The 26,007-nt window shown below is 62.1% G+C and carries 27 protein-coding genes and 2 pseudogenes; 16 read left to right on the top strand and 13 right to left on the bottom strand.

The window, feature by feature from the left end:
• Positions 1-47: 47 nt before the first annotated feature.
• The 3 genes from AC5ZG1_RS19705 (at position 48) to AC5ZG1_RS19715 (ending at position 4,183) form a co-directional block, all read left to right on the top strand.
• Positions 48-1,178: a glycosyltransferase family 4 protein gene (locus tag AC5ZG1_RS19705; RefSeq protein WP_130228422.1), complete on the top strand. Its 1,131-nt coding sequence runs from the start codon at positions 48-50 to the stop codon at positions 1,176-1,178.
• A 167-nt stretch (positions 1,179-1,345) separates the two neighbouring features.
• The gene (locus tag AC5ZG1_RS19710) at positions 1,346-2,884 is read left to right on the top strand and encodes an undecaprenyl-phosphate glucose phosphotransferase (protein WP_496133806.1); all 1,539 of its coding nucleotides are present in this window, start codon (positions 1,346-1,348) and stop codon (positions 2,882-2,884) included.
• Between the two features lie 30 nt (positions 2,885-2,914).
• Entirely contained in the window at positions 2,915-4,183 is a 1,269-nt protein-coding gene (locus tag AC5ZG1_RS19715; protein ID WP_130228421.1) for an O-antigen ligase family protein, read from the top strand.
• Here the strand turns inward: AC5ZG1_RS19715 and AC5ZG1_RS19720 are convergent.
• The gene (locus tag AC5ZG1_RS19720) at positions 4,152-4,643 is read right to left on the bottom strand and encodes a MarR family winged helix-turn-helix transcriptional regulator (protein WP_245474924.1); all 492 of its coding nucleotides are present in this window, start codon (positions 4,641-4,643) and stop codon (positions 4,152-4,154) included. The two genes, AC5ZG1_RS19715 and AC5ZG1_RS19720, sit on opposite strands and share 32 nt — an antisense overlap.
• Positions 4,644-4,766: 123 nt before the next feature.
• On the opposite strand from AC5ZG1_RS19720, the gene AC5ZG1_RS19725 reads away from it, so the two are divergent.
• Positions 4,767-5,963, top strand: coding sequence for an FAD-dependent oxidoreductase (locus AC5ZG1_RS19725; RefSeq protein ID WP_496133807.1), 1,197 nt, complete (start codon positions 4,767-4,769; stop codon positions 5,961-5,963).
• A gap of 97 nt (positions 5,964-6,060) precedes the next feature.
• Here AC5ZG1_RS19725 and AC5ZG1_RS19730 read toward each other — a convergent pair whose 3' ends face one another.
• The 3 genes from AC5ZG1_RS19730 to AC5ZG1_RS19740 all read right to left on the bottom strand — a co-directional run bounded on the left by AC5ZG1_RS19730 (position 6,061) and on the right by AC5ZG1_RS19740 (position 8,767).
• Positions 6,061-7,233 carry a saccharopine dehydrogenase family protein gene (locus AC5ZG1_RS19730; RefSeq protein WP_496133808.1) on the bottom strand — a complete coding sequence of 391 codons (1,173 nt, stop codon included), beginning with the start codon at positions 7,231-7,233 and terminating at the stop codon, positions 6,061-6,063.
• Between the two features lie 132 nt (positions 7,234-7,365).
• A complete protein-coding gene (locus tag AC5ZG1_RS19735; RefSeq protein WP_130228417.1) occupies positions 7,366-8,151 on the bottom strand; it encodes a DUF169 domain-containing protein in 786 nt (261 codons plus the stop codon).
• Between the two features lie 73 nt (positions 8,152-8,224).
• Positions 8,225-8,767 carry a DUF488 domain-containing protein gene (locus tag AC5ZG1_RS19740; protein WP_496133809.1) on the bottom strand — a complete coding sequence of 181 codons (543 nt, stop codon included), beginning with the start codon at positions 8,765-8,767 and terminating at the stop codon, positions 8,225-8,227.
• 100 nt (positions 8,768-8,867) lie between these two features.
• Here AC5ZG1_RS19740 and AC5ZG1_RS19745 point away from each other — a divergent pair, with 100 nt between their 5' ends.
• Positions 8,868-9,083: a hypervirulence associated TUDOR domain-containing protein gene (locus AC5ZG1_RS19745; RefSeq protein WP_496133810.1), complete on the top strand. Its 216-nt coding sequence runs from the start codon at positions 8,868-8,870 to the stop codon at positions 9,081-9,083.
• Positions 9,084-9,095: 12 nt separating this feature from the next.
• On the opposite strand, the pseudogene AC5ZG1_RS19750 reads toward AC5ZG1_RS19745, so the two are convergent.
• A pseudogene (locus AC5ZG1_RS19750) lies at positions 9,096-9,301 on the bottom strand (transposase); the annotation flags it as partial.
• A gap of 707 nt (positions 9,302-10,008) precedes the next feature.
• Here AC5ZG1_RS19750 and AC5ZG1_RS19755 point away from each other — a divergent pair.
• Positions 10,009-10,497 (top strand): phasin family protein, encoded by a 489-nt coding sequence (locus AC5ZG1_RS19755; RefSeq protein ID WP_496133811.1) that lies wholly within the window; start codon positions 10,009-10,011, stop codon positions 10,495-10,497.
• Between the two features lie 1,058 nt (positions 10,498-11,555).
• On the opposite strand, the gene AC5ZG1_RS19760 is transcribed toward AC5ZG1_RS19755, so the two are convergent.
• On the bottom strand, positions 11,556-12,356 hold the full coding sequence (locus AC5ZG1_RS19760; RefSeq protein WP_496133812.1) for a YdcF family protein: 801 nt from the start codon (positions 12,354-12,356) through the stop codon (positions 11,556-11,558).
• A gap of 221 nt (positions 12,357-12,577) precedes the next feature.
• On the opposite strand from AC5ZG1_RS19760, the gene AC5ZG1_RS19765 reads away from it, so the two are divergent.
• Together AC5ZG1_RS19765 and AC5ZG1_RS19770 are read left to right on the top strand one after the other, a co-directional pair.
• Complete coding sequence (locus AC5ZG1_RS19765; protein WP_496133813.1) at positions 12,578-13,519, top strand: acetamidase/formamidase family protein; 942 nt, start codon at positions 12,578-12,580, stop codon at positions 13,517-13,519.
• Positions 13,520-13,721: 202 nt separating this feature from the next.
• The gene (locus AC5ZG1_RS19770) at positions 13,722-15,551 is read left to right on the top strand and encodes an AMP-binding protein (RefSeq protein WP_496133814.1); all 1,830 of its coding nucleotides are present in this window, start codon (positions 13,722-13,724) and stop codon (positions 15,549-15,551) included.
• Positions 15,552-15,655: 104 nt separating this feature from the next.
• Here AC5ZG1_RS19770 and AC5ZG1_RS19775 read toward each other — a convergent pair whose 3' ends face one another.
• Positions 15,656-16,060 (bottom strand): GrlR family regulatory protein, encoded by a 405-nt coding sequence (locus tag AC5ZG1_RS19775; protein ID WP_496133815.1) that lies wholly within the window; start codon positions 16,058-16,060, stop codon positions 15,656-15,658.
• A gap of 220 nt (positions 16,061-16,280) precedes the next feature.
• Between AC5ZG1_RS19775 and AC5ZG1_RS19780 the strand changes: the two genes are divergently transcribed.
• A complete protein-coding gene (locus tag AC5ZG1_RS19780; protein ID WP_027580595.1) occupies positions 16,281-16,478 on the top strand; it encodes a hypothetical protein in 198 nt (65 codons plus the stop codon).
• 76 nt (positions 16,479-16,554) lie between these two features.
• Entirely contained in the window at positions 16,555-17,022 is a 468-nt protein-coding gene (locus AC5ZG1_RS19785) for a GcrA family cell cycle regulator (RefSeq protein WP_496133816.1), read from the top strand.
• On the opposite strand, the gene AC5ZG1_RS19790 is transcribed toward AC5ZG1_RS19785, so the two are convergent.
• The 3 genes from AC5ZG1_RS19790 to AC5ZG1_RS19800 form a co-directional block, all read right to left on the bottom strand.
• Complete coding sequence (locus tag AC5ZG1_RS19790; RefSeq protein WP_496133817.1) at positions 17,019-17,987, bottom strand: SDR family oxidoreductase; 969 nt, start codon at positions 17,985-17,987, stop codon at positions 17,019-17,021. The two genes, AC5ZG1_RS19785 and AC5ZG1_RS19790, sit on opposite strands and share 4 nt — an antisense overlap.
• 140 nt (positions 17,988-18,127) lie before the next feature.
• Entirely contained in the window at positions 18,128-18,334 is a 207-nt protein-coding gene (locus AC5ZG1_RS19795; RefSeq protein ID WP_496133824.1) for a hypothetical protein, read from the bottom strand.
• Between the two features lie 83 nt (positions 18,335-18,417).
• Positions 18,418-18,543 (bottom strand): hypothetical protein, encoded by a 126-nt coding sequence (locus tag AC5ZG1_RS19800; protein ID WP_283814853.1) that lies wholly within the window; start codon positions 18,541-18,543, stop codon positions 18,418-18,420.
• Between the two features lie 94 nt (positions 18,544-18,637).
• Here AC5ZG1_RS19800 and AC5ZG1_RS19805 point away from each other — a divergent pair, with 94 nt between their 5' ends.
• From AC5ZG1_RS19805 to AC5ZG1_RS19815, 3 genes are all read left to right on the top strand, one after another.
• Positions 18,638-19,858, top strand: coding sequence for a helix-turn-helix domain-containing protein (locus AC5ZG1_RS19805; RefSeq protein WP_496133818.1), 1,221 nt, complete (start codon positions 18,638-18,640; stop codon positions 19,856-19,858).
• A 33-nt stretch (positions 19,859-19,891) separates the two neighbouring features.
• Positions 19,892-20,536, top strand: coding sequence for a Vgb family protein (locus tag AC5ZG1_RS19810; RefSeq protein ID WP_028162871.1), 645 nt, complete (start codon positions 19,892-19,894; stop codon positions 20,534-20,536).
• Between the two features lie 147 nt (positions 20,537-20,683).
• Positions 20,684-20,812 (top strand): hypothetical protein, encoded by a 129-nt coding sequence (locus AC5ZG1_RS19815; protein ID WP_496133819.1) that lies wholly within the window; start codon positions 20,684-20,686, stop codon positions 20,810-20,812.
• Between the two features lie 21 nt (positions 20,813-20,833).
• Here AC5ZG1_RS19815 and AC5ZG1_RS19820 read toward each other — a convergent pair whose 3' ends face one another.
• Together AC5ZG1_RS19820 and AC5ZG1_RS19825 are read right to left on the bottom strand one after the other, a co-directional pair.
• Positions 20,834-20,992, bottom strand: coding sequence for a DUF2934 domain-containing protein (locus tag AC5ZG1_RS19820; RefSeq protein WP_080663625.1), 159 nt, complete (start codon positions 20,990-20,992; stop codon positions 20,834-20,836).
• Complete coding sequence (locus AC5ZG1_RS19825; protein ID WP_130228405.1) at positions 20,989-21,162, bottom strand: DUF3606 domain-containing protein; 174 nt, start codon at positions 21,160-21,162, stop codon at positions 20,989-20,991. Before AC5ZG1_RS19825 ends, AC5ZG1_RS19820 begins: the two co-directional genes overlap by 4 nt.
• Before the next feature lie 584 nt (positions 21,163-21,746).
• On the opposite strand from AC5ZG1_RS19825, the gene AC5ZG1_RS19830 reads away from it, so the two are divergent.
• The 3 genes from AC5ZG1_RS19830 (at position 21,747) to AC5ZG1_RS19840 (ending at position 25,157) form a co-directional block, all read left to right on the top strand.
• Positions 21,747-23,144, top strand: a complete 1,398-nt coding sequence (locus AC5ZG1_RS19830; protein WP_496133820.1) for a cytochrome P450 — start codon at positions 21,747-21,749, stop codon at positions 23,142-23,144.
• A 609-nt stretch (positions 23,145-23,753) separates the two neighbouring features.
• Complete coding sequence (locus AC5ZG1_RS19835; protein WP_130228402.1) at positions 23,754-23,945, top strand: hypothetical protein; 192 nt, start codon at positions 23,754-23,756, stop codon at positions 23,943-23,945.
• A gap of 912 nt (positions 23,946-24,857) precedes the next feature.
• Entirely contained in the window at positions 24,858-25,157 is a 300-nt protein-coding gene (locus AC5ZG1_RS19840) for a hypothetical protein (RefSeq protein WP_456642285.1), read from the top strand.
• Positions 25,158-25,925: 768 nt separating this feature from the next.
• Here AC5ZG1_RS19840 and AC5ZG1_RS19845 read toward each other — a convergent pair.
• Positions 25,926-26,007 (bottom strand): annotated as a pseudogene (locus AC5ZG1_RS19845) (IS5/IS1182 family transposase); the annotation flags it as partial.

Below are 26,007 nucleotides of genomic sequence, written 5' to 3' on the forward strand. Positions count from 1 at the left end.
GCCTCAGCCGGCGATCGCATATTCATTAGCGGGCGTGGGCTGTGACCATGGATTCCGACCAGCCGCTCCGCATCCTGCATGTCGTGCGCGCCCCTGTCGGCGGGATCTTTCGTCATATCCTCGACGTCGCCAACGGACAGATCGAGCGTGGCCATCACGTCGGCATCGTCACGGACAGCATCACCGGCGGCGAGCGCGCCGCCACCGCGCTTGCGGAAATCGAGCCGCGCCTGAAACTCGGCGTCCGCCGTGTGGCCATTCGCCGCGAGCCGCGGTTTGCCGATGCGATGGTCTGGGCGCAGATCGCCGGCCTGATATGGAAATGGAAGCCGGACGTGCTGCATGGCCACGGCGCCAAGGCCGGCGCTTACGTCCGCCTGCGGCCGCACTCCAAGCAGACGATTCGCGTCTACACGCCGCATGGCGGCTCGCTGCACTACCCGCTCGATACGCTGAAAGGCAATTTCTACAGCCGGCTCGAGCGCGCGCTGATGAACAGCACCGACCTGTTCCTGTTCGAAAGCGCCTTCGCACGCGACACCTATCAACGCACGGTCGGCACGCCGACCAGCGGCGTGGTGCGCTGCGTGTTCAACGGCGTGACCGCGGAAGAGTTCGATGCGATCGATCGCACTGATGATGCCACCGACATCGTCTATGTCGGCGAGTTCAGGCACATCAAGGGGGCGGACCTCTTGATCGACGCCGTGGCGAAACTGCGCGCCGAAGGCAAGCCGGTGACGCTGACACTGGCCGGCGACGGCGAGGAGTCGGAGAAGCTGAAGGCACAGGTCAAACAGCTTGCGCTTGGCGATGCCGCGCGCTTCATCGGCCATGTCAAAGCGCGCTACGGGTTCTCGAAAGGCAAGCTGCTGGTCGTTCCCTCTCGCGGCGACTCCATGCCCTATGTCGTGATCGAGGCTGCGGCCGCGGGGATCCCGATGGTAGCCGCCAATGTCGGCGGCATCCCCGAGATCTTCGGCCCGCACACGGATGCGCTGTTTGCACCGAGCAATGCTGCTGCCATGGCGGAAGCGATCAGCCGCGCGCTCGACGATCCTGCCGCGACATTGGCGCGCGCAACGGCGCTGCGCGAGCGCATCTTTGCGCATTTCTCGCAGAAGGCGATGGTCGAGGGCGTGCTCGCCGGCTATCGCGACGCGTTTGCCAATCGTTAACCACAAGTTACCCACGTAACCGTTTGTTCCGATTTCTCCCCTAATCCCTGACGCGGGGCAATTCCGCAGCGGCCTTTGCACCCCTATCTGCGGCCGCAAGAGCATGATCCGGAAAAGTGGGCACCGGTTTTCCGAAAAGATCATGCTCAAACAACGGACGTAACGACGTGGAACCGATTAACGCACGCTCGATGCTGGACGCGACAGCGACCGCCGGTGGCGGCCGTCCGCCGGTCGAACGGCGCCGCCGGCTATCGCCCGCCGCGCTCACCATCACCAATGAAAGGGTCCGCGGCGCCTATTCGCCGGTTGTCATCACCGGCATCGTTCGCCTCGTCGATTTCATCCTGCTGAGCCTGGTCGGCGTCGCGCTTTACCTCTGGTACGTGATGCCGCTCTCCGGCTTCCGCTGGGAATATGTCGCGGCGATCCTTGCCATGACGATATCGGCGGTGGTCTGCTTCCAGGCTGCCGATATCTACGAAATCCAGATGTTCCGCGGACAGTTGCGGCAGACGACGCGCATGATCTCGTCCTGGGCGATCGTGTTCCTGCTGTTCATCGGCGTGTCGTTCCTGGTCAAGCTCGGCGGCGAGATCTCGCGGGTATGGCTGACGGCATTCTTCTTCGCGGGTCTTGCCGCCCTGATCGCCGAGCGGCTGATCCTGCGCGGCCTGGTGCGGCGCTGGGCGCGCGACGGCCGGCTCGACCGCCGCACCGTGATCGTCGGCGCCGACGAGAACGGCGAGCAGCTCGTCGAAGCGCTCAAGGCACAGTCTGACACCGACATCCGCGTGCTCGGCGTATTCGACGACCGCAACGATGATCGCGCGATGGATAGCTGCGCCGGCAGCCCGAAGCTCGGCAAGGTCGACGACATCGTCGAGTTTGCCCGCCGCACCCGCGTCGACCTCGTGCTGTTCGCGCTGCCGATCTCGGCCGAGACCCGCATCCTGCAAATGTTGAAGAAGCTCTGGGTGCTGCCGGTCGATATCCGCCTGTCGACGCACACCAACAAACTGCGTTTCCGTCCCCGCTCCTATTCCTATCTTGGGAAGGTGCCGACGCTCGACGTGTTCGAGGCCCCGATCACCGACTGGGACCTGGTGATGAAATGGCTGTTCGACCGCATCGTCGGCGGCCTGATCCTGCTCGCCGCGCTGCCGGTGATGGGGCTGGTGGCGCTCGCGGTGAAGCTTGACAGTCCGGGCCCGGTGCTGTTCCGCCAGAAGCGCTTCGGCTTCAACAACGAGCGGATCGACGTCTACAAGTTCCGCTCGCTCTATCATCATCAGGCCGATCCCACCGCCTCGAAGGTCGTCACCAAGGACGATCCGCGCGTCACCCGCGTCGGCCGCTTCATCCGCAAGAGCAGCCTCGACGAATTGCCGCAGCTCTTCAACGTCGTGCTGAAAGGTAATCTCTCCCTGGTCGGCCCGCGCCCGCATGCGGTGCAGGGCAAATTGCAGAACCGCCTGTTCGATGAAGCCGTCGACGGTTATTTCGCCCGCCACCGCGTCAAGCCCGGCATCACCGGCTGGGCTCAGATCAACGGCTGGCGCGGTGAGGTCGACACCGACGAGAAGATCCAGAAGCGCGTCGAGTTCGACCTTTATTACATCGAGAACTGGTCGGTTCTGTTCGACCTCTACATCCTCCTGAAGACGCCGTTCTCGCTGCTGACCAAGAACGAGAACGCGTATTGAGGGCCGTCGGTTTGGTTGCGTGAGTTCGCAATGGCGTATGCGACGACAGCCGAGAGTTCATTTCCGCAAGCCGCGCCCGGCGTGCTGGCGCTGCAGCGCGCGATGGTGTGGCTGGCGGGCGCCTCCGGCGCGATCGTCTTCATCGAGCCGAGCCCCTACGAATTGGTCACGCTGACGGCGGTCATCATCTTCTTCGCCACCGGCCTGCGAATGCGGCTTGCCATCATGCCGCTGCTCATGATGCTCGTCGCGCTCAATGTCGGCTACAGCATCGGCGCCATCCCGGTCCTCGACAGGCCGGAGATCGCGACCTGGATCGCGACATCCTGGTACATGGCGGTCACCGTGGTGTTCTTCGCCATGGTTACTTCCGAAGATACTGAGGCGCGCCTCGATATGCTCCGGCGCGGCCTGGTCGTCGGCGGGATGATCGCGTCGCTCGCGGCGATCGGCGGCTATTTCCACCTCGTGCCCGGCGGCTACGATCTCCTGACCCTGTATGAGCGCGCGCGCGGCACCTTCAAGGACCCGAACGTGCTCGGCGCCTTCCTGATCCTGCCGGCGCTGTTCTCATTGCAAAGCGTCGTCTCCGCCCCTCCCGCCAAGGCTTTCCGCAACACCATCGCCTTCGGCATCATGTCGCTCGCGATCCTGCTCGCGTTCTCGCGCGCGGCCTGGGGCGGCCTCGTCATCACCGCGGCCTTCATGCTGGCGTCGATGGTCTTGACCAGCCGCTCGCAGACAGAACGCTCGCGCATCATCGTGATGGCGCTCGTGGCCATCGTCCTCGCGGTCGCGCTGGTCGCGATCCTGTTGTCGTTCGACTCGACCGCGCAGATGTTCAAGCAGCGCGCGAGCTTCGACCAGAGCTATGACGAAGGACGCTTCGGCCGGTTCGGGCGCCACATCCTTGGTGCCGAGATGGCGCTCGATCTGCCCTTCGGCATCGGGCCGCTGCAGTTCCGCAACTACTTCCCCGAAGACACCCACAATTCCTACCTGAACGCGTTCATGTCAGGCGGCTGGATCTCCGGCCTCGTCTATCCGGCGCTGGTCTTCGTTACCGTGATGACGGGCTTCCGCTATGTCTTCCTGCCCGTACCCTGGCAGCGGACTTATCTGGCAATCTTCTCGGCTTTCCTCGGCACCGTCGGCGAGAGCTTCATCATCGACACCGATCACTGGCGGCACTTCTGGATGATGCTTGGGGCGATGTGGGGCATGTATGTCGCTGCGGCGCACTACCGTCCCGCTATCGAGCCGGCACTCACCGCCGAGGCGGACGCCCGCGCTTCTTAGCCGGCTTCTCCTCGGGCGTATCGAGCAGCCCCTTGAGCTTCTCGGTCGCTTCCAGCACGGACTTGTAGCCCTCGTTGGCGAAGCGCAGCAGCAATTGCAGCTCAGCTTCCGAATAGGTGCTCCAGAGCCGGTGCATCGCCTCCTGCATCGGCAGGTAGTAGCGCCCAATCCTGGCAGCATTCTCGGGCACAGTGACGATATAGACCTTGCGGCGATCGGTCTCATCACGCTCGCGGCGCACGAAACCGGCCCTCTCCAGCCGGTCGACCACGCCCGTGATGGCGCCGGTGGTGAGCCCGGTGACCTCCGCAAGCCGGCCCGCCGTTACGCGGCCTTCGAGATTGAGGAAGTCGAGGCATTCGAGGTCGGAACCAGAAATTCCCGCCACATTGGCAACGGCTTGCCCGTACAGCACGCCCTGTGCGGAGGACCGCCGCATTGCCTCCTCCAGTTCCTGCATCAACGCCGCGCGCGGCTTCAACCTTGACAAGGCTTCTCCCATCTCTTAGTAAACATATATCTTATAAACTAAGACAATTAATTACTCACATTTCCTAACGCACGCAACCGAACGGAGCAAGCCATGCCGCGCCGTCCCCGCAAGGCCCTGATCATTGGCGGCGGCATCGCCGGCCCCGTCGCTGCGATCTTCCTCAAGCGTGCCGGCTATGACGTCGAAGTCTACGAGGGCTGGCCACATTCGAGCGGCATCGGCGGCGGCCTGCAGATCGCGCCGAACGGCATGCAGGTGATGGCCGAACTCGGCCTCGCCGACGAACTGATCCGTCAGGGCTCGATCGCCGAATCCTTCGATTTTTATTCGCAATCGGGCCGGAAGCTCGGCTCGATCAACCGCGACATGGAGAAGCGCTTTGGCCAGCCGGCGGTGAATCTGCGTCGCGCCACACTGCAGGCGATCCTCTTCAACAAGGCTTGGTGCTCGAACGCCGAGCTCTATTTCGAGAAGCGCCTGATCAAGATCATCGACCGCCCCGACCAGCCGATCGTCGCCTATTTCGCCGACGGCACGACCGCCGAAGGCGATTTCCTGATCGGCGCCGACGGCATGCACTCGAAGGTGCGGCGCCATGTGGTGCCGGATGGTCCAGAACCCTTCGACACCGGCCTGATCGGTTTCGGCGGCTTCGTGCCTCGCTCCGTGCTCGAAGGCAGATCGATCGGCGGACGCGTCGAGACCACATTCGGCCAAAGCGGCTTCTTCGGTTACGGCTTCTGCAGCTCCGACCCCACCGACGGCGTGATGTGGTGGAGCACGCAGCCCTCGCACGGTGTCGACGCCGCCACGTTCCGTGCCATGGATCAGGCGGCGTTGAAGCAGCATTTAAGCGACTTCCATCAAGGGTGGCACGATCCGATCCCCCGCATCATCGAGGCCGCCGACAACATGGTGGTGACCGACACGCTCGATGTCGCAAGCTTGCCAACCTGGTCGCGCAAGCGCTCGCTCCTCATCGGCGACGCCGCTCATGCCACCAGCCCGCATGCCGGCCAGGGTGCTTCGCTGGCGCTGGAAGACGCGATGCGGCTCGGCAAGCTCATGCTGGCCGGACAGGAACTCGGCATGACCTTCCAGAGTTTCGAGCACGAGCGCCGCCCGCGCGCGGAAAAAATCGTCGCGATCGCCCGCCGCAACGGCAACAGCAAGCGCGAATTCAGCGCCGCGGGCGCATGGGTTCGTGATCAAGTGCTCAGCCTGCTGCTGCCCGTGACCTCGCGCTGCATGGATTTCATGTACGTCTATGATCCGCGGGCGGCGTAGTTCGTAGGGTGGGCAAAGCGAAGCGTGCCACCTTTCTTGCACCGATCGTGGATGGTGGGCACACGCTTCGCTTTGCCCACCCTACGATTCGCGGCTTCTAATTCTCCACCGCGAACGTCAGGCCGGCGTGATCGACCAGCCGCTTGATGAGCTTGTCCTTCATCGCAGCGCCCGGCGTCCAGATCCCGGCGGGAACATCCGGCGCATCGCGCAGCAGGCAGATCGCGCATTCCGAGATCATCTTCGCTGTCGATCCATAGCCGGGATCGCGGTCGCCCTTCACCGACGCGCGCACCTGACGCCCATCCGGCGCAATCGCGACATAGAGGAGATCGTAGCGGCCGTTCTCGCGTTCTTCCTGCGAAGGCCCCTCGCCCGGCTTTGGCGCGTTCGGACCGGTCTTCTCGGCGTTCGCGGCCATCACCAGCTTGGCGTTGGCTTCGCCCTTCTCGCCGGCACCGGTCAGCACCATCTCGTCGTAGATGAATTCCTTGCCGTAGGGGAAACCCATCAGCATGTTCGAGCGATGGACGTTGCGCGTGTTGATCAACGCCATCATGAACGGCGCCGCCCATGACTGCAGGTCTTCCTCGTAGACCGGCCTGTTGCCTTGCGGTTGTTTGGGGCCTTTGAATCCGGGCGTCAGCGCAAAGGGATCCTTCAGAATGGCCACGAGGCTAAGATCCTTGGCAACAGCATCGAAGGTCGCCTTGGCGCTTGCCGCGGTGCCGCCCGAGAGCGTGCCGCTAAGGTCGCGCACGCGGCCCTTGACGCGCGATGCCGGCGTGCCGAACACGCGTTTCGCCTCCTCCTGTACGAAGAACGCGCCGAGCTCGAACGGCACGGAATCGAAGCCGCAGGAAAACACGATGCGCGCACCGCTCGCCTTCGCCGCAGCCTCGTACTTGTCGATGATCTGCCGCATCCAGATCGGCTCACCGCAGAGATCGAAATAATCGACACCCGCCTCCACGCAAGCTGCGACTAGGTCGTTGCCATAGAGCTGATACGGGCCGACCGTGCTGATCACGGATTTGGTCTGACCAACCATGGCTTTCAGCGACGCGACGTCGCTTGAATCGGCGACGATCAGCGGCGTGTCCGCAGGCGCGCCAATGGCGTCGCGCACCGCAGCGAGCTTGTCCTTGCTGCGCCCGGACATCGCCCATTTCAGGCTGTCGCCCTTGTAATGCTCAGCGAGATATTCGGCGACGAGCTGGCCGGTGAAGCCGGTTGCGCCATAAACGACGATGTCGAACTTCGACGACATAGGATGACTTTCCCTGAAACGAACGATTGCCCCTTCTTGTCATTGCGAGCCAAGCGAAGCAATCCATTTCACCGCTTGTGGGGACATGGATGGCTTCGTCGCTGGCGTTCCTCGCAATGACGGCAGGAGTTCCTATTTCTTCGCATACGACACGCCCATGCCGGCACGTACGTCGGCCTGGATGCCGTAGGGCGCGATCGGATAGCGCAGGCCGTTCTTGGCGAGCTGTTTCATGCCGGCAATCGCCTTGGCGAGATCGGCCGGCGGCAGCGCCATCAGCATCTCCTCATCAGGCACGCCGCCATAGCGCCGCTCGGCAAAGCAAGGCAGCGACAGCGACGGCTCGCGCGTCTTCAGCGCCCGCCCCCAGGAATCCGCACAGGCGGTTTCGCCTACCACGCCCCATTCGAACTTCTTGTAGCCAGTATATTGCAGGCCGTTGATCAGGATGATCATCTGCCCCGGCGTCGCATAAACGAGGCAGATGTCAGGCGGATTGAGCCGGCCGCTCGCAAGCGGGCTTGCCACGAACGCCTTGTACTGGCCATAGGGCACCACATCCAGCGCCTCCTGGCGCCTGCGCGCATCTTCCGCCGTGCCGTGCCAGACGCCGACATAGGATTCGCCCGCCAGCCATTTCTCGTCCTGTGGCGCCAGCCCGATCACGGCGCGGCATTGCGCGCCGACGAGATCGTCGGCAGTGACGCCGACCGTCCAGCCGAGCCGCGAGGCCATGCTCACGATCTGGTCCGTGGTATGGACCGCGGTCGGGCGCCGGATCTTCGGGATCGCCATCATGTCCTCGACCCGCTCGAACAGCTTCAGGCCGATCACGGTCGTCTTCAGCCTGAGCAGGCTGTTGAGATCGGCCACCATGGTGGCCGGATCGAACTGTTCGGGCGGTGTCTGCTGTTGCATGGCGTAAGCTCCCGGCTTGTTTTGCCCGATCTTAGCCCGATCGACAGCCGGTTGCGACCCACGTTCCAGGGCGTCACGACGGCGGATAGACCAGTGATGCGCCGTCCTTGCGCGCCGCGGCGGTCATTCTGGCAATTTCAGCGCGCGCCGGTCCCATCAAGTGGAAGACATCTCGTCCATGGTGGAGAAGGTAATCGGCGACGAACCGTCGATGGCAACGCCACCAGACGGCTTCCGAACACATGATCGCGCACCTCCGCTCCAAACTTAATTGCTCCAGTTGCGACAACCCCTTGCGAAACTCGTCAGAGAGCGCGTAGTCCGCATAGTTGTGGAAGCTCTGGTTGATCCAGAAGCCATTGACTTCGGGTGGCACCGCTTTCGATTTTGGTCGTCGGCCGCCGAGTTCCTCGATCCAAATATAGCCGATCTGCCAAACCGAAAGCGCCTCAGGCAGCTTGTCGATATTGAACTGCGGGTTGGCTCGTGACCGCGGGAAGCTACGGATGTCCACGACCATCCCGACTGAACCGACTTTCAGGAGCTCGACGAATTCGACGATGCTGCGCGTCGCGTGACCGACCGTGTAGATGGGATTGACTTCGACCTGCATCATGCAAATGGAGATCGCTCGGCGTTGCTTCACACGATGAAGATAGACCGTTAAAATGCGTTTGGTAGTGGCCTGCACTGTTCGCTAAACAAGGAGGCTGCGGATGGCTGAACGATTCAAGGTCGGCGATCGAGTCCGGTGGAACTCGGAAGCCGGGCATGTCAGCGGCACGATCATCCGGGTTCACATCAAGGATTTCAACTACAAAGGCCATACGCATCACGCGAGCCCGGAATCACCGCAGTACGAGATCAAGAGCAGCAAGACAGACCATATTGCCGCTCATAAGGGTGAGGCACTTACCAAGCTGCCTGAGTAGGCGGCTTAACCTTGCGCTTATAATCTTGGCCCAGACGCCCGCTCGTCGGAAGCGAACGAAGCGATCGTAACAAGTGGTGTAAGGACCGAAGTCATCCGGCAGGTCGCGCCGCGGCGCCCCGGATCGCAAGACCCAGAAGATAGCATTGAGGACACGACGTCGTTCACCCCTGGCACGCCGCGTGGCTTGTTCGGCGGCAGCGGCTTGAGTCCATTCATGGCCTAATTTGACATGTGTGCACTTGTGGACATACGCGAGACTTAAGCAGTAGTACGCCTTTAGCCATCACCGCACGGTCCTGTGGCATTTATCGGTGATGAGAACGCCGGTTGCGCTCCCGCCCTCCCGGAACCGAGGAGCCGCCATGCAGCAGCGACGCCGTTTCAAACAAACTACATCTTTAGATCAGCGCTTGATCGACGAGGCTCAGCGCTTGCGAAAAGAGGCGCGAGGCACCCCGCACGGCGTCCAGCGCGAACGGCTTATCCGAAGAGCTCGTCAGGCCGAAACCGCCGCGCACATAAACGAGTGGCTCCGGTCACCCGGACTGAGGGCACCCACATAACCCATCCAGTCAGCTGTACGCCTGCACCATCGAGGACGAAAACCACATCCGGATCGTTGAGATCATCTGCGATGATGACGACGCGGCCAAACCTCATGCGAAGCAGTTAGTGAGTGGACGCTATAGAGCTATGGCAGGAGGCGCACAACGAGTGGGCTGACTGTTGTCACCTGGACGTGCGGATCGGCACCGTTTTTGATCTCTGGGCGCGCTAGCTCAACGTTCGTTGGTCGGCGTTGCTACTAGATCTAAGTTCATGCGGGAAAATCCCTTAGTCGCGTTAGGAACGCTACACCGCAAGGCCTGTTGTTGTCTTTTCAGAAATGACCGTTGTGGTCGACCATTCTCTTGGAGCGTCAGATGAGTAACCGTAAACGAGCGATAGCGTCAAAGCCCGCCCGCGGCCCTAGAAAAGCCGCACGGGCCCAACGGAAAAAGCAGGCTGTTGTTAGAAGCCCGAAAGACAACCTTCTGCACTCTGATGCCGCAGGCTCGACTGAACCGCCCAAGCTTCATGACGATTCAAAACAAAAGGCTCTCACCGTTGAGAATCGGGTGGCTACCTTACAAGATGCCTTCCATCAGACGATTAGGGACAAGAATCCAAAGGAAGGATTTGATCTTTCTTTAGTGACGGCAAACCTGCAGGCTTATCAAGCGAAGCTTCTGGAAATGGCACAAGCCAACATGCAATTTGCTTTTGAATTCGGCCAGAGGCTTGTGACGATCAGGTCACCATTCGAATTTTTCGCCGTCATTGCAGAATTTACAAGCAAGCAAATCGACATATTCCGGAAGTATTCGAAGGAGATGGCTGCGTATCCATTTTTGGGGCACGCGACCCCTTAGTGGTCGTGCGCACCGGCCGTGAGTCGTAGGGCGGGAGCGAATCCGTCAGGTCCCGGTTGTTCCGCCGATTCGAAGTACCCCGCCAGCGCGGACCATCGAAGGGTTGACCCGATGTCCAACGGAGACCGTGCTGCTGATCGTTTTGGCCGGACCTGTCGTTCTGATCCTCGGCAACATCGCGTTTAAGCAGACCGGCCGTACTCTCTTCTTCCGACACCAATCTCTTCTTCCGACACCAATCTCGCAGCTTGAGTGGACGAAGTCGGCTGCGCGTTCCGCTGGTTTACCGGCCGACTTCTTCCATAACGAACTGCGGCAGACGCCTGCTCTGCACTGCACCCGCAGCGATAATAGCGGCCCAGTAGGGCTCCATTGGAAGGAACACGCGAAAAGTTCCTGCACCGGGGGTAGGATAATCAGGTTGCTGGGGAGAAACTATTTCAGTTTCTGAGCAGCGCTTTAACATTGATCACGGGCGAGCTGTTAAAGCTCGTGCCGGTAGAGCGTCTATTCAGACTCACCCGAGACAAGTTAATGAAGATCCCGGCATTTGCCTGGGCCTATGCGAGGTTCCAGCAAGCCAAAGCGTGGTTAGAAGCCACGGAGGCTTGGCGAACCATACCGTCCTTGAGCAGGGCGGCCCGCAAGTACGCTGCACGTATGAAAGCAACGATATGGTGCCACTTCGCCACTTTTGAGGGCGATAGAAATCGGAGCTGAATCCCTGGGCCACAGCTCCACGACTTGTCCGCCTAATCCGCAGTTTTGGACCGGAGCTCGCGCGGACGATCACAGCCGGGCGATCACGTCCCTTGTGATCGTCGCGTGGTGGTTCTGATCGCCCTCGCACTTCTCTCAGCACCGTAAGGCTGCCCTGGTCGGTGGCCTTTTTCACATGTACGGCACCAGTTAACGTCTCCTATTGTGAAGGGTTTCGGATGCCGGCCGCTTGAGAGAGAGCGCCGCGTATTCGGCGGCCGGCGTCCGAAACCCGTCACACAAGCGGACGTCAAACAACCGTACTCCGGGGGTACTCAGTTTATGAGTACACGACCTAGCTAGCGGACTGGCCCCGGCAGCAACGCGTCGGTTCGGCCAACGGCGCGATAAGCGATCAGGCCCATCCACTCGCGCACCGCAAGATCGGTCCGCGACAATCCATCGAGTGCGGTGTTGGTGAACCAGAAGACGTCGTTGCCTGTCCCGACCCGCCAGTCGACAGGATAAGGCTCAACCAGAAATCCCACCTTCCGGAACAGCCCAACCGATCGCGGCATGTGAAATGCTGAAGTGACCAGTAGCCAGCGCTCGCCCGGTTTCGGCGCCACCAGCGCCTTGGAGAATTTGGCGTTCTCCCACGTGTTGCGCGATTGCCGTTCCATGGTCAGCCGCGATTTCGCGATGCCGAGGCCTTCGAATATCTCCGCCACGTAATCAGCTTCCTTGGCGTCATTGGAAATCAGGTTGGCGTTGCCGCCGGAAAACACGACACGGGCATTCGGATATTTTCGCGCGAGCGCGGCCGTGGCGATGATGCGATCGGCCGCGTTACGCACAATCGGCGTATTATGTGACGCCGAAACGTCGGAATCGACCGGGCCGCCAAGCACGATGATGCCATCGGGCGCGCCCTCCGCGGGATTCCACGGCGGAAAGCGCGCCTCGAGCGGATAGAGCAACAGGTTTCCAAGCGGCGAGAACCCGGCCACGACAAGCAGCACCATCACCGCGACCAAAAGCTTGCGGCCAAGCGCGGCAAACCGCGTCGCGAGCAGGATGGCCCCGAGCACGCCGATGCCAATCAGGAAATTGCCCGGCAGCAGCATGACGCCGAGCGTCTTCGACAGCACAAAAAACACCCGCGGTGGCCTCCGATCCGATCAACGGACAGCGCCATAGCACAAACCGACCGGCATTCCATCTCGCGTGGATACGCATGGTGCTGATCCGCTTCATGGCCGCGGCATCGGCTCAAACAATAATTTCCGCCGGAAGTGATCCGGCAACGATTGATCTGACTGCAAAAGCCCATTCTAAATGCGATGCGCGTCACACGTTACATGCTCGCCCGAGAAATCCCATGACTCACCATCATCTCCCTGCGAGCCCCGAGACCTGCCACTGGGGCTTCTTCGAAGCAAAACTCAAGCCGGTGCTCGCGATCAAGAGCGGCGACGAGGTCACCATCGACACCGTCAGCGGCGGCCCCGACGTGGTGCCCGACCGGACCAAATTTCACATCCCGCCGGAGCTTGCGGACATCCATGCGAGGTCCGAGCGGATGCTGCCGGGCCACATCCTCACCGGCCCGATCGCGGTCGAGGGTGCCGAGCCCGGCGATGTGCTGGAGGTCGATATCCTTGACGTCGGGCTGCGGCAGGATTGGGGCTACAACCTGATCAAACCTCTCTCCGGCACCCTGCCCGATGATTTCCACGAGCCGCGCATCCTCAACATCCCGCTTGACCGCGAGCGCATGGTCGGCCGCCTGCCCTGGGGATTGGAGCTGCCGCTGAAACCGTTCTTCGGCGTGATGGGCGTGGCGCCGCCGCCGGCCTGGGGCCGCATCACCTCGCTGATCCCGCGCGCGATGGGCGGCAATCTCGACAACAAGGAGCTCGGACCGGGCGCCAAGCTCTATTTGCCGGTGTTCGTGCCCGGCGCGCTGTTCTCGTGCGGCGACGGCCATGGTGTACAGGGCGACGGCGAGGTCTGCGTCACGGCGATCGAGACCGCGCTGCAGGGCCGCTTCAAATTGACGCTGCGCAAGGACCTGCGGCTCAACTATCCCCGCGCCGAGACCGCCGATCACTACATGACGATGGCGATGGACCCCGACCTCGACCAATGCGTGGTGCGCGCGCTGCGCGACATGATCGCGCTGCTCGGAGAGAAGCGGAATCTGTCGCGCGAGGATGCGTACACGCTGTGCAGCCTCGCCGCCGATCTGCGGGTCACGCAGACCGTGAACGGCGCCAAAGGTATCCACTGCATGATCGCAAAGGCGATCGCGCACGGTTGACCTGCCGCGCTCATTCCGGGGCGCACGAACGTGCGAGCCCGGAATCGCCGGCGTGCTCTGTTTCGTGACCGCGAGATCTCCGGGTTCGATGCTAGGCTTCGCCCGGGAATGACCGATTGCCGCACTTGTGCTTCGCAAGCTGCGCTCGATACAATCGACCCGATACAATCAAATAACGAAAACAAAAACGACAGGGAGACACATGCTGAAAGAGAGGCTATCGCCGGCCGAAGAAGCCGCCCGCGAACAGGAAATGCGGCAGGAGCTTGCCGCCTGCCCGCGCATCCTCGATCTGATCGCCCGTGGCCCGCTCGGCGATCCCAATGCGGAGTGCGTCATCTATCTGCGCTCGCCCCTCGATCCCAATCCGGTCACCCTCTCGAACGATCAGCTCATGGGCTCGGTCAAGGCGGCGGAAAACTTCTTCCGTCGTGAGGGTGTCGGCAAGGAGGATGCGGTCGCGATCCTGCTGCCGAGTTGCCCGGCCGCGATCGCCGCGATCTGGGGCGCGGCCGCCTGCGGCATCGCCGAGCCGCTCAATCTCCTGTTCACGCGCGAGGCCATCATCGCCCAGCTCAATGCCATCAGGGCAAAATTGTTGCTGGCACCGCCACCGGGCATGCCGGGCGGGCTCTACGAGAAGATCGAGGGCCTGCAGGGCGACGTGCCGTCGCTGAAGCGCATCGTGATCGCGCCGCTCGACGGCACCATCTCGTTCGATGGTGAGGTGCTCAAGCCCGATCCGGCGTGGCGTGACGATTACGGCCAGTCAAAGGATTTTTCCGAAGCCGACCGCGTCGCCGTGATGCTGCCGACCGGCGGCACCACCGGTCATCCCAAGGTGGCGCGGCTCACCAACCGCGCGATGGTTGCTTCCACGGTCTCGTCGCGCATGGCGCTCGACTTCCGAAAGGGCGAGCGCTGCACGGTCACGCTGCCGCTGTTCCATGTCGGCGGCCTGTTCTGCACGGTTGCCAACAGCCTGTCGGCCGGCGCGACCATGTTCATCCCCGGCCCCGCCGGCGCGCGCGATCCGGCGCTGATCACGAATTTCTGGAAGATCGTCGAGAAGTACCGCGTCAACGTCAACGGCAATGTCCCGACCGCGCTTGGCGCCATCGCAGGCGTCCCGGTCGGCGACGCCGACATCTCGTCCCTGCGGGTGACCGCCACCGGCGCCTCGATCTGCCCGCTGGAGATCGAGCGCCGCTATCTTGCGGCCTGGGGCGGCCCCTGCATCCAGCAGCTCTACGGCATGACCGAGCTTGCCGGCGCCATCACCCATGACGTCCACGGCATCAAGCCGCGGCCCGAAGCCGTCGGCACTCGCAATCCGCTGGTCGAGCTTGCGATCCTCGCGGGCGGCAAGCTGCACACCGGCCCGTGGCCTTCGCCGGTCGGCGAACTCTTGACGCGCGGGCCGCAAGTGTTCGCGGGCTATGTCGACAAGAAGCAGACCGAAGACGCTTTCCACGATGGCTGGCTGCGTACCGGAGACATCTGCCGGATCGACGCCGACGGCTTCGTCTACATCATGGGCCGCGCGAAGGACGTGATCATCCGCGGCGGCCACAACATCGATCCGCGCTCGATCGAGGACGCGGCGCTGCAGTTTCCGGGCGTCGCGCTCGCCGCGGCGGTGGGACGCCCCGACGCCTATGCAGGCGAGGTGCCGATGCTGTTCGTATCGACCCAGCCCGGCGTCCAGGTCGATCCGCAGGCGCTTGCCGCGTTCGTCCAGGAGAACATCCCCGAGCCGCCGGCGCGGCCGCGCGCGGTCTCGGTGATCTCGGAAATGCCGGTGACGCCGGTCGGCAAAATCTTCAAGCCGAAGCTGCGCGAGATCGCCGCCGGAGACGCCGCGCGCGAATTGCTTGCCGCGGAAGGCCTCGCCAAGGAGGTGAACGTGGAAGCGATCACCGATCCGTCGCGCGGGCTTTATCTGCGCGTCAGCGCCGCGCCCGACAAGGCGGAGACGGCCGGCCGGTTGCTGCAGAAATTTCCGGTGAAGGTCGAGGTCGAGGCGTCCTAGAGCATGATCGGGAAAAGTGGAAACCGGTTTTCCGAAAAGGTCATGCTCAAACAAAGAGAGGAGATCATGATCCGATTCCGTCTAATCGGATCATGATCTACGCCTCATAGCTTCGATCGCAGCATCAGCCTGGCAACGAACATGACGCTGGTCTTTCCGACCAGCGCCGTTCCACTCACCTGCGCGGTGTCAGTCGAATAGAGACCGGTGAAGCCGCAGGTCACATCGCGCCCGCCGAACAACGGCAGGACGCCGGCGGACTTGGTGTGCTCGCTGGTGGTGAGCTCACCGCGCCATTTGCCGTGATCGGCGCTGTACGAGCCCGAGTAGTAGAAATACGAATCTCCGCCCGCGATCCTGCCGTCGTGCAGCACGATGACGCCGTTGGCGCGGCCCTGCCCGCCCTCGGTCATCTCGATCTGAATGGTGTAGAGCCCGTTCGTTACTGTCATTGCGCCCGAATTCCAGACCGCATCATCGTCGGCCTGGGTGACAGGAAGCAATCCCATAAATCGTGAAATCCTCGCGCGTTTCGCCGCGCCCTCGCCGCCTGGCTCTAGGCGCTGTACACGGGGCGCGCGCGTTATCCCCAGAACACCATGAAATTTTCTCATTATTTTACAATAGGATAGCGCGCAAAAAGCGAATCAGTTTGACTCACCGGTGCAAAACTAAATAGAGTCTGAATAGATACTTTTCTGTACAGGCGTAAAAGGCTAGCGTTTTGCCATGGCCACGGAGAAAGCCGAGACCGATCGCATTCCCGTCACTTTGGCGCTCTCGACCATCGCTTACATGGAGAAGCTGGTGAGACAGGGCACCCATGGCACCAGCGTCCCGGGAGTCGCCCGGACCTTGATCGAGGAAGGCATCCGCCTTGCGATCAAGGATGGGCTGTTGTCGATCCGCGACAACGGCAAGCCGTGAAGCGAGGCGTCAGACGGTCCGGCTGAAGGGTGGTCAAGCCAACCCGGAAACTTTCCGGCAACCTGGGACCATCGCCATGACCGCCATCCTATCGATCTGGACCCCCGAACGCGTCGAACAGCTCAAGCGCTGCTTTGATGCCGGACTGACCTGCCGCGAGATCGCCGTCGACATCGGCGTCAGCCGCAACGCCGTGATCGGCAAGCTCTCGCGCCTCAATCTGACACGGGAGCCGCGCGACGACGCCGAACGACCCGCGCGAAAGCCTTCTCCCCGTGCGCCGCGCGCGAGGACAGTGCGGCATCAGATCCGGATGCTGCAGGCCGAATACGGCGAGGCGCCGCCGGAGGAGCCAATCGCGAACGGCCATTGCTGTTCGCTGCTCGAACTCGACGAGCAGCGCTGCCGCTGGCCGGTCGAGACGCCTGATGCCAGCGATTTCCGCTTCTGCGGCAACCGGCCGGTCGACGGCCTGCCCTATTGCGCAGGCCACGCCCGGCTCGCCTATCAGCCCAGCCCTCGTGCGCGAGTTGCGCGCGGCTAACCCAGCCGCCAGCCGACGTCCGCCTTGATGCGATCGAGGAATTCCGGCGTGTAGGCCTGTTCCGGCGTTTGGCGCACGCGCTCGTCCAACACATGGGCGTCCTCGCCGACCAGGATGCGCCAGCGATCGGCCTTGACGCCGTCGAGGATGATTTTGGCCGCGGCGGCCGCCGTGGTCGGCGCATCATCATGAAAGGTCCGCGCGCGATCGAGCGCGGCCTGCTGGATCTCCTGGTCCGACATCGCATCGACATCGATCCCTGCGCCCTTCATCCGCTGGCGCGCCTGCAGGATTTCCTGCTCGGTGAGCTGGTCGGATTCCGTGCCGATCTGCACCTTGCGTGAGTTGGAGACGATCGAGGTGCCGATATGGCCGGGCATCACCACCGAGCACTTGATATGCGGCGCATTCAGCCTGAGGTCGTTCATCAGCGCCTCGGAGAATCCCTTCACCGCGAATTTCGCCGCGCTGTAGGCAGTATGCGCCACGCCCAGGCCGACGCTCGCCCAGAACCCGTTGACGCTGGAGGTGTTGACGATATGCCCCTCGTCGGCCTTCACGAGCAGCGGCAGGAAGGTGCGGACACCGAGATAGACGCCGCCCCAGCAGATGTTGAAGGTGCGCTCCCACTGCTCGCGCGTATTGGTGAACAGGCTGCCACCGCCGCCGATGCCGGCATTATTGAACAGCAAGTGGATCTTGTCGGTCGCCTGCTGCTCGATCACCTCGTCGCGAAAGCGCTTGAGATGATCCTCGATCGAGACGTCGGCAATATGAGTCGTGACGCGCAATCCCTGCGGCAGCTTCTCGGTTTCGCAGAGCCGCTTCGTCTCCGCCATCGCCTCCGCTGAGACGTCGCACATCGCGACATTGCAGCCCTCCGCCACGAGCTGACGCGCGAGCTCGCGTCCCATGCCCGTGCCGCCGCCCGTGATCACGGCAATCTTCCCTGCAAATTCCTTCATTGGAGACGCTTCCCCTGCTTCTTGTTGTTGGTTGATGCGTCCCATTCCACAAGGCGGGAAATCGACGCCCAGCGTTTGTTGTGCCGGTGACAGCGAGACTAGCGAATGTCGAAGCCGCGATCCAGTTGTGGCGCGTTCAGCTAGCCGCTACATCGCCTCGCGATCAGCCTCAGCCACGGCCCCGAGTGGAAGGCGCTCATCAGCACGTACATCGTGACCATTCCCGCGAACGGCGACGTGACTTGCGAGCAGAGCATATCGGGCGCGCCGCCGACGACGGCGGTGAGCAACGCCATGACCGCGAAGGTCGGCGCGGCCGCAAGCGATAACCGATCGGCTGCCGACATCTTCGTTGTGACGCTCGAACGTTGCGACGGCGAAGCCTCGTTCGCGGTCTCGACGTCGAGCTTTGGGCAATGTGCCGTCATCGTCATTCCCTGTTCTCGATATCGCTGGTCGCGTGGCCCGGGCCGACCGTGAGCACCGTGACGACAGCCTCCGCCCACTCCACCGTGGCGGTGAGGAATGTTGGGGAAAGGATCGTCCAGTCGACCATGAGCCGATCTCCTCGCTGCGTACTGGTCTGTCACGGTGAGGTAGACTACGACCGGGCCTGAACGGGTGAGAGTGACAAGTGTGACGGGATTCCGATGGACTCGCTGATCACGGCCGCCGCGCGTGCGCTCGCGATGGGCGATCCCCTCGGCGCATTGAACCGCGTTGCGCTGCGCGAGGACGCGCCGGCGCTGGCGCTTCGCGGCATCGCGATGGCGCAGCTCGGCGATTTCGTCCGCGCCAAGGCTCTGCTGCGCGGCGCCGCGCGCGCCTTCGGCCCGAAGGAGGCGATCGCGCGCGCCAGATGCGTCGTCGCGGAGGCCGAGGTCGCGCTCGCCTCCCGCGACCTCGGATTCCCCGCCAAGGCGCTCGACGCCGCGCGGGCGACGCTCGAAGCGCACGGCGATTTCGTCAACGCCGCGCATGCGCGCTATCTCGAGATCCGCCGTCTGCTCCTGATCGGACGCCTCGATGACGCCGAGCGCAGGCTCGCCGATCTTGATCCAGCGCCCTTGCCGCCGACCTCAAGGGCCGCGCACGAATTGGTCGTTGCCGGCATCGCGATGCGCCGCCTCCGCACCAAGCCGGCTCGCGCCGCACTCGCGCGGGCCGAGGCCGCAGCGCGGCAGGCACGGATTCCTGCGCTGACGGCAGAGGTCGAAAGCGCGGCCCTTCTGCTCGGCACACCCGCGGCGCGCCTCGTTGCACGCGGCGAGGAGCGCCCGCTCCTGCTCGATGAGGTCGAGGCGTTGCTGGCGTCGAAGTCGCTGGTCGTGGATGCGTGCCGTTATGTCGTGCGCGAGAGGGACATGACGGTTTCGCTTGCCACACGTCCGGTTCTGTTCGCGCTCGCCCGCGCTCTGGCCGAAGCCTGGCCGGACGACGTGTCCAGGGAGACGTTGGTCGCGCGGGCATTCCGCGGCAAGCATGCCGATGAATCGCATCGCGCGCGGCTGCGGGTCGAGATCGGGCGGCTTCGCAGCATGCTGCGCACGCTCGCCGACGTCAGCGCGACCAAGCAAGGGTTCGCACTCGTGCCGCACCAGGCACGCGACATCGTTGTGCTGGCGCGCCCGGTCGAAGAGGAGCATGCGGAGGTGCTCGCCTTTCTGGCCGACGGCGAGTCATGGTCGAGCTCGGCGCTGGCGCTGGCGCTCGGCGCCAGCCAGCGCACCGTGCAGCGGGCGCTCGACGCGCTTGCGGCCAGAGACAAGGTGCAGTCGTTCGGCCGCGGGCGCGCACGCCGCTGGGTGACCCCGCCTTTGCCGGGTTTCGCGACGACCTTGTTACTCACCGCGCCATTGCCGAATGGCTAGGGTGCCTCCAGTTTCGAACAGCGAGGAGGAAGCATGATCACGTCAGCAGCCGAAATCATCCGCGAATATGGCCCATTCCCAGGCGTCGACAGCGTCCATGGGCTGACCTACGACGGCAAGCTCGTCTGGTTCGCGTCCGGCGACCGGATCAGCGCCATGGACCCGGCGAGCGGGGACACGGTGCGCTCGATCGATGTGCCCGCGCATGCCGGAACGGCGTTCGACGGCCAGCATCTGTTTCAGATCGCCGAGGATCGCATCCAGAAGATCGATCCGAAAAGCGGCCGCGTGCTCGCGACGATCCCCTCGCCCGGCGGCGGCGGCGATTCGGGCCTGGCCTGGGCCGAGGGCACGCTCTGGGTGGGACAGTACCGGGAGCGCAAGATCCACCAGATCGATCCCAAAACCGGAGCGATCCTCCGCACCATCCAGTCCAACCGCTTCGTCACCGGCGTCACCTGGATCGACGGCGAGCTCTGGCACGGCACCTGGGAAGGCGACGAAGGCGATCTGACCAGAATTGATCCGAAGACGGGCGAGGCCCTGGAGCGCCTGGCGCTGCCGCCCGGCGTCAGCGTGTCAGGGCTCGAGTCCGACGGACGCGATCAGTTCTTCTGCGGCGGCGGCACCAGCGGCAAGGTCCGCGCGGTGCGCAAGCCCAAGCGAAGCGCACGGTAGGGCGTTTTCGAGCGAAGCATGCCCTCGGACTTGATCCGAAGGTGGACACCGATTGGAACGCGGCGCACCTGCGCCGCGTTTCGCGTCTTGAACCTTGAGCCGTCTGCGCCGACCTACGTCCGGGGAGGCAATGGATTGGAGGCCATCATGACCGATTGGCACGATACCATGGTCGATCAGCCCGAGGCTGGCAGCGGGGCCTACGTCACCGGCTGGACCATCAGCGGTCTCGCCGTGCTCGGCGCCATCGTCGCCGTTTGGGTGCTTGGCATCTAGGCCGCACCTGATAAGTCCGGCCTACAGGGTGTCCGGCGTCTTCAGCTCGTGCTGGATCTGCTCTTCCTTGAGCTGGCGTTCCGCTTCGTGCCAGAAGCGCTCTTCTTCATTTTCGGGGCTTCCCGCGGCTTCCCACAATCGATAGGCGCGCGCCCGGATTGCCTGATCGTCTATCTTCATTGCCCCAGCTCCTTCCGGACCGTGGCAGCGCTGTTGCCAACCTTGTCGACAGCCTTCTGGAGCTGCTCTCTCGTTACCCCGAGTTCTCTGGTCCAGTATTTGACCTCGAAGTCCTCGTGCATGTTGATCTTCGAGCGGTCGCGTTGATCCCTCTTGGTCAGATTATCCATGGCGGTTCCTCTTCTTGCGGATAGAACGCCAGAACACATTGCAGGTTCCCGGCAGGCAGATGCCCCGTTCGCCAGCATCAACGGACGCTGCTCTCCGCATATGATCGGCACCTCAATGGCACCAGGAGGATTACTGCTGACGTACGTGAGCAGCTCGAGCTGTCAACGAGCGAACATCTCGATAGGCTGGAATTGAAACCGTGGCTGAACCCGGCAAGCAACTTCGCGTGGAGTGCCCAAGCGGCAAAAAAATACGGGGAACATTACCTATGTTAAATCATTTATTTAATGCTGTATTTAATTTTGACATTTAATACCCAGTCAGCATTGGAGAAGTCAAATGAAGATCGGGTTCGGCATTGCCGCCGCGATTTTGGCCCTCTCTTTGACGGCAGTCATCCCATCCGTGCAAGCCTGCAATGGCGGGGGAAATTGCGATAACGCCCCCGGTCGAGATCCGCCCGGTCAACGTGTTAGCGGAGCCCCCGGGCCGATTGCCGGCGCAGGCCTTCCGATCCTTGCCGTTGGCTACGGTGTTTATTGGCTGATCAGGCGCCGCCGTAGGCAGGACTGATATTTTTCCCGTGGACGCACCAGCAAGCGCTGGCTGGCATCCTCGACCGCGTCGGCCGCCAGGCCCGCGCGGCTTGCCGTTTGTTGGAAATCTGCCAGCGCTCGGCAAGAACCCGCTCGGCTTCTTTGCTGAACTAGCGGATCGGTACGGCGACTTCGTCTCGCTCAATCTTGCCGGATGGCCGGACCTTTTTATCAACGATTTGCCTGCGATCGAGAAGGTCCTCCTGGAGGACCATCGAAACTACATCAAGCACAAGTTCTTCTGGCGCCATGTGACGGCGGTGTTCGGGAAAGGCCTGCTCACCAGTGAAGGCGAGCTTTGGCACCGCCAGCGTCGCTTGGCTGCGCCTGCCTTCGCCGGCCGGCAATTGCTTGCTTACGACGGCGCGATGGTGGCCCTTGCTCACCAGTTGCTGGATGGCTGGCAAGATGGCGAGATCATCGACATCCATCCCGAGATGATGGGACTGACGCTGCGGATCGCAGCCAAGACGCTCTTCGATTCCGAGGTGGAGCGAGACATTCACGACATGGATCTTGCGGTCAACGACCTCACCGTGGAGATCGCATCGCGCTACAAGCGCCCGATCCTTATTCCGGACGCGTTTCCGCTGCCCGGCCACCTCAGATACCGGCGCTCGATCCGGACGATTGAAAGAGTTGTTTCGTCGATGATCGCTGAACGGCGCGCCAGCGGCGTGGAACATCGAAATGATTTTCTGTCGCGTCTGATGGCAGCGCGCGACGACGCAGGAAAACCGGTGTGCGACTCGTTGCTTCGCGACGAGGCGATCACGCTCCTTCTCGCAGGGCACGAGACCACGGCCCTGGCGCTTTCCTGGACATGGTTTCTGCTCGGCCAGCATTCGGACACCGAGGCGCGCATGGTCGCGGAGATCGCCGAAGTGGTCGGCGATCGCCCCGTCAGAGCCGAGGATGTTCAGCGCCTGAAATTCACGGAAAGCGTCGTGATGGAAGCGATGCGGCTTTACCCGCCCGCGTGGGCCATCGGCCGGGAATCCGTGCAACCGTTCGACCTTGGCGGCTACTCTTTCGGAGCGGGGACAACCATCTTCATCATCCCATGGGTCCTGCATCGCGACCCGCATTATTTCGAGGAGCCGGAGACTTTCCACCCCGAACGCTGGATGGGCGACCTCGAGCGCAAGCTACCCCGCTTCGCCTATATGCCGTTCGGCGGCGGACCGCGCGTCTGCATCGGCCAGCGTTTCGCCATGATGGAAGCCGTCCTGGTGCTGACGACCATGGCGCAACGTTTCTCGATGGAATGGCTGCCAGACCGCAAGGTGACGCCATTTCCGTCGATCACGCTGCGCCCTCATGGGGGCGTGTGGCTCAAGGTCAAGGAGCGTCGGACAACGAATGGTCGGAGCGGCGGGATTTGACCCCCAGCCCCAATCGCCCAGGCGTGGTCCGAGTTCTTGACCCCGCTTTTTTGGAAACCGCGAAAAGTGTGAACCATTTCACACACGAGGTAGCATGGTCTTGCTAAGATGCTGTTACTGGGATTTCAGGGCACCAGTTGAGACAAACGCCGCCGGGACGCTGTATTTCCAGCCCGGCGGCGCAATTTTGCGGACCAACGTTGAGGCCGAGCCTGAGCCTGCGACAGCCTCATATGATTAGGTAGCCACGGCATTCCCACAGCTTCACAATTGACTTCCTCTCCACATTGGAGGCTCGATGACCGACGATAAAGTCACCCGTCTGCGGGCCCATACCAACAACATCAGCCGATATCGGCGGCTGCTTGGGACCAATCTCTCGGACCTTGAGCGCGGGTTTGTCGAAAGGCGCTTGAACGAGGAAAGGTTGGCTGTGCAAAGCTTGACCAATTCTCCAGTTTCGACTTGTCGCTTGGACTGGAGCGGCCCGCCAGCGTGAACGGACGGTTGGTCGGGCGCCTCCGCACGTTGTTACACTTGTAACTCTCAGATCATGGCTCTGCTGCCCAGCGCAGGGTAAAGCGTTGGCATAGACCGAAGGGTGATCTGATGAAAAAAGACGACGTGATCTGCCCTAAATGTGGAGCAGGCTTCCGCAGGATCGAGCTGTCATCCGGAAAGGGCGAGCCAGGCGAATATCGCTGCCCGGCTTGCGGCACATCGCTGGAGATTTTCAACGGCGACAGCTCGGTCGCTTACCGCTTGACGATCCAGCCGTCGATTAGAGCCTTCAAGGATTAAACGGTCCCTCGGGACAGGAACGAAAAACCCGGCAGGTGCGGCCCGCCGGGTCATTCGCAAATATGATCAGGTAATACGATGCGGCAATTAAATGCCGAATTATGTAACGAGGGAATGAAATTCGTGTCAGTAGGAATGCGGAGACCCCACTGGTGCACGCAGGCGTGCACCGGCGCGAACACCTAATGACCCGAGCGCCCTCTCGAAGGAAGCCCGCCATTTGCGACGGGCTCAAGGCTAGGGAGGCGCGTTTGAGGACGCCATTTGAGTCTACAGCGATTCGCGCTTGTCTCGTGTGTTGCAGTTTACACACCCTGCGAGGTGGCAGCATATTGACGGCCGTCGAACACATCAGAAAGGCGAGGCGGCCACAATAAGGTTCGTTGCGGGCGCCCTCGTAGAGACCTCGCCGCAATGAACTGGTCGCTTTTTAGTTTGCCAAGTGAAGAACCGGGCCCTCTTTGTGCAAGCTTCTTAAAATTCAAGTTGAATGGCACAATTTGCACTCACATCCCGGCAGCGGTTGTGCTTCGGTTGACGTGCGATCTCTCGCTGATCATCTCAGCCCCCTAGCCCAATGGTCGGTTGAGAGGGAGCGACGCCCCGGCGCGATCCCCACGATCCGCCGGGGCACGCACTTCCGCCGGCCACATCAAGGTGCAGGCTGAAAGGACACGGATGAGGTTGCGAGGCTCTTCGCACCCTCATCTCTTTGCTGCGTGTCGATCAAACCGGCAGCAATTCAAGTCTTGATAAACGGCGCACCTATTTTAGCCAGTGTCGATTGCGAAGCCTGAACCAAGGCCAAGTCGATGAAGACAAATCTTCATCGAGATTGCATTGAGGTTCGCTCCTCAAATGTCGCTCGATATATGCCTCTTAGACATTTTAAATCACGATGGAGGTAGCCCCATGTCGATCGTGCAATTTACTCGTTTCAGAACCGATAAGGCCGAGGAAATGACCCAGATTGCCAGGCGGGCGAAGAAGATCTTTGAAAAACACGGTGCCGAATTTCTTCGGCTGTCCCGTTTCCACACTGGCGTGTGGGCGGGAGAATGGCTGGTTACGACGCGCTACGCCGGTTGGGAAGCTTACGGCAAAGTGCAGGAGGCCGTGGCAAAGGACCCGGAGTTCGTGCAGTTGCAGGCTGAGGGAATGAAGATCGCCGAACTGCAGGGCCGCAACATCGCTGTCGGCATCGATCTCTAGCGACCCACATTAAGCGCGGAGGCCGCTGGAGCTATGCCAGCGGCCTTTTCAATTTCGATAGATTGCGCTCGGAGTTGCGCTACTCTGCGCTCGGCAATGCGGCTGGCGATGCCGCCGATCACCGAGGGCGCCCCTCCCCGCGCAGACGGAACAATCATGAGCAGATGCTCGTTAGTTTGCCTTTACGGCAAGGAGGCCGAGGAATGAGGATAAAAACCGTAGCTCTCGGAACGGCGCTGGTGCTGTGTAACCTGGGGACGTTCAGCGTTGCAGCCTATGCGCAGGAGGCCAGAGTCGTTCGTGAACCACGGGCAAGGGCGATCGTCAGGGTGCCCATAGTCAGGGAAACTCCTTACTGGGATTATTATATTGTTCCACGATATCGTTATCGTCCAGAGGACGACCGGGTCGATCCATACGGCCCGCCCGTAGCGCCGGTGATACGCTACGGAAATCAAGAGGTATATATTCCGCGGTGGTGGTGGTACTGACCGTGCAGATGCAAGCGCGGATCGGCAGGGCTATGCAGGCCATCAGGACAAAGGGCGCGATCACCGCGCCCTTTTGGTTTTCAATCTCCGGGTCGAGACTATCGGCAAGTGTCCCAGAAGCCGAAGGCAAACCGACATCTGCGCGGGTCCTGATTGAATCAGAATCGAAGCTCTAGATTCTTGTTTTGACGCGTTCTCTTCACGCGAACCGGTATCCACCCTCGGACCAAGTCCGAGGGCATGCTCCGCCCAAAGACGCTCTAGGCCGCGTGGACAGTTATCTTAGCCAGAGCAGAGTTGCGGCGATAGCGACGACAGCGAAGTAATTTCGTGCGGTTTTTTCGTAGCGCGTAGCAACG

Source organism: Bradyrhizobium sp. Leo78, assembly GCF_059512425.1.

Bases quoted from the DNA above. Each gene is read 5' to 3' on its own strand.
- AC5ZG1_RS19775 (WP_496133815.1), bottom strand. From the start codon at position 16,060: ATGGGATTGCTTCCTGTCACCCAGGCCGACGATGATGCGGTCTGGAAT.
- AC5ZG1_RS19725 (WP_496133807.1), top strand. From the start codon at position 4,767: ATGCCGCGCCGTCCCCGCAAGGCCCTGATCATTGGCGGCGGCATCGCC.
- AC5ZG1_RS19820 (WP_080663625.1), bottom strand. From the start codon at position 20,992: ATGAAGATAGACGATCAGGCAATCCGGGCGCGCGCCTATCGATTGTGG.
- AC5ZG1_RS19795 (WP_496133824.1), bottom strand. From the start codon at position 18,334: ATGTCGGCAGCCGATCGGTTATCGCTTGCGGCCGCGCCGACCTTCGCG.
- AC5ZG1_RS19835 (WP_130228402.1), top strand. From the start codon at position 23,754: ATGAAAAAAGACGACGTGATCTGCCCTAAATGTGGAGCAGGCTTCCGC.
- AC5ZG1_RS19770 (WP_496133814.1), top strand. From the start codon at position 13,722: ATGCTGAAAGAGAGGCTATCGCCGGCCGAAGAAGCCGCCCGCGAACAG.
- AC5ZG1_RS19810 (WP_028162871.1), top strand. From the start codon at position 19,892: ATGATCACGTCAGCAGCCGAAATCATCCGCGAATATGGCCCATTCCCA.
- AC5ZG1_RS19815 (WP_496133819.1), top strand. From the start codon at position 20,684: ATGACCGATTGGCACGATACCATGGTCGATCAGCCCGAGGCTGGCAGC.
- AC5ZG1_RS19785 (WP_496133816.1), top strand. From the start codon at position 16,555: ATGACCGCCATCCTATCGATCTGGACCCCCGAACGCGTCGAACAGCTC.
- AC5ZG1_RS19755 (WP_496133811.1), top strand. From the start codon at position 10,009: ATGAGTAACCGTAAACGAGCGATAGCGTCAAAGCCCGCCCGCGGCCCT.
- AC5ZG1_RS19715 (WP_130228421.1), top strand. From the start codon at position 2,915: ATGGCGTATGCGACGACAGCCGAGAGTTCATTTCCGCAAGCCGCGCCC.
- AC5ZG1_RS19825 (WP_130228405.1), bottom strand. From the start codon at position 21,162: ATGGATAATCTGACCAAGAGGGATCAACGCGACCGCTCGAAGATCAAC.
- AC5ZG1_RS19720 (WP_245474924.1), bottom strand. From the start codon at position 4,643: ATGCAGGAACTGGAGGAGGCAATGCGGCGGTCCTCCGCACAGGGCGTG.
- AC5ZG1_RS19735 (WP_130228417.1), bottom strand. From the start codon at position 8,151: ATGCAACAGCAGACACCGCCCGAACAGTTCGATCCGGCCACCATGGTG.
- AC5ZG1_RS19805 (WP_496133818.1), top strand. From the start codon at position 18,638: ATGGACTCGCTGATCACGGCCGCCGCGCGTGCGCTCGCGATGGGCGAT.
- AC5ZG1_RS19840 (WP_456642285.1), top strand. From the start codon at position 24,858: ATGTCGATCGTGCAATTTACTCGTTTCAGAACCGATAAGGCCGAGGAA.
- AC5ZG1_RS19705 (WP_130228422.1), top strand. From the start codon at position 48: ATGGATTCCGACCAGCCGCTCCGCATCCTGCATGTCGTGCGCGCCCCT.
- AC5ZG1_RS19745 (WP_496133810.1), top strand. From the start codon at position 8,868: ATGGCTGAACGATTCAAGGTCGGCGATCGAGTCCGGTGGAACTCGGAA.
- AC5ZG1_RS19730 (WP_496133808.1), bottom strand. From the start codon at position 7,233: ATGTCGTCGAAGTTCGACATCGTCGTTTATGGCGCAACCGGCTTCACC.
- AC5ZG1_RS19780 (WP_027580595.1), top strand. From the start codon at position 16,281: ATGGCCACGGAGAAAGCCGAGACCGATCGCATTCCCGTCACTTTGGCG.
- AC5ZG1_RS19790 (WP_496133817.1), bottom strand. From the start codon at position 17,987: ATGAAGGAATTTGCAGGGAAGATTGCCGTGATCACGGGCGGCGGCACG.
- AC5ZG1_RS19800 (WP_283814853.1), bottom strand. From the start codon at position 18,543: ATGGTCGACTGGACGATCCTTTCCCCAACATTCCTCACCGCCACGGTG.
- AC5ZG1_RS19740 (WP_496133809.1), bottom strand. From the start codon at position 8,767: ATGATGCAGGTCGAAGTCAATCCCATCTACACGGTCGGTCACGCGACG.
- AC5ZG1_RS19765 (WP_496133813.1), top strand. From the start codon at position 12,578: ATGACTCACCATCATCTCCCTGCGAGCCCCGAGACCTGCCACTGGGGC.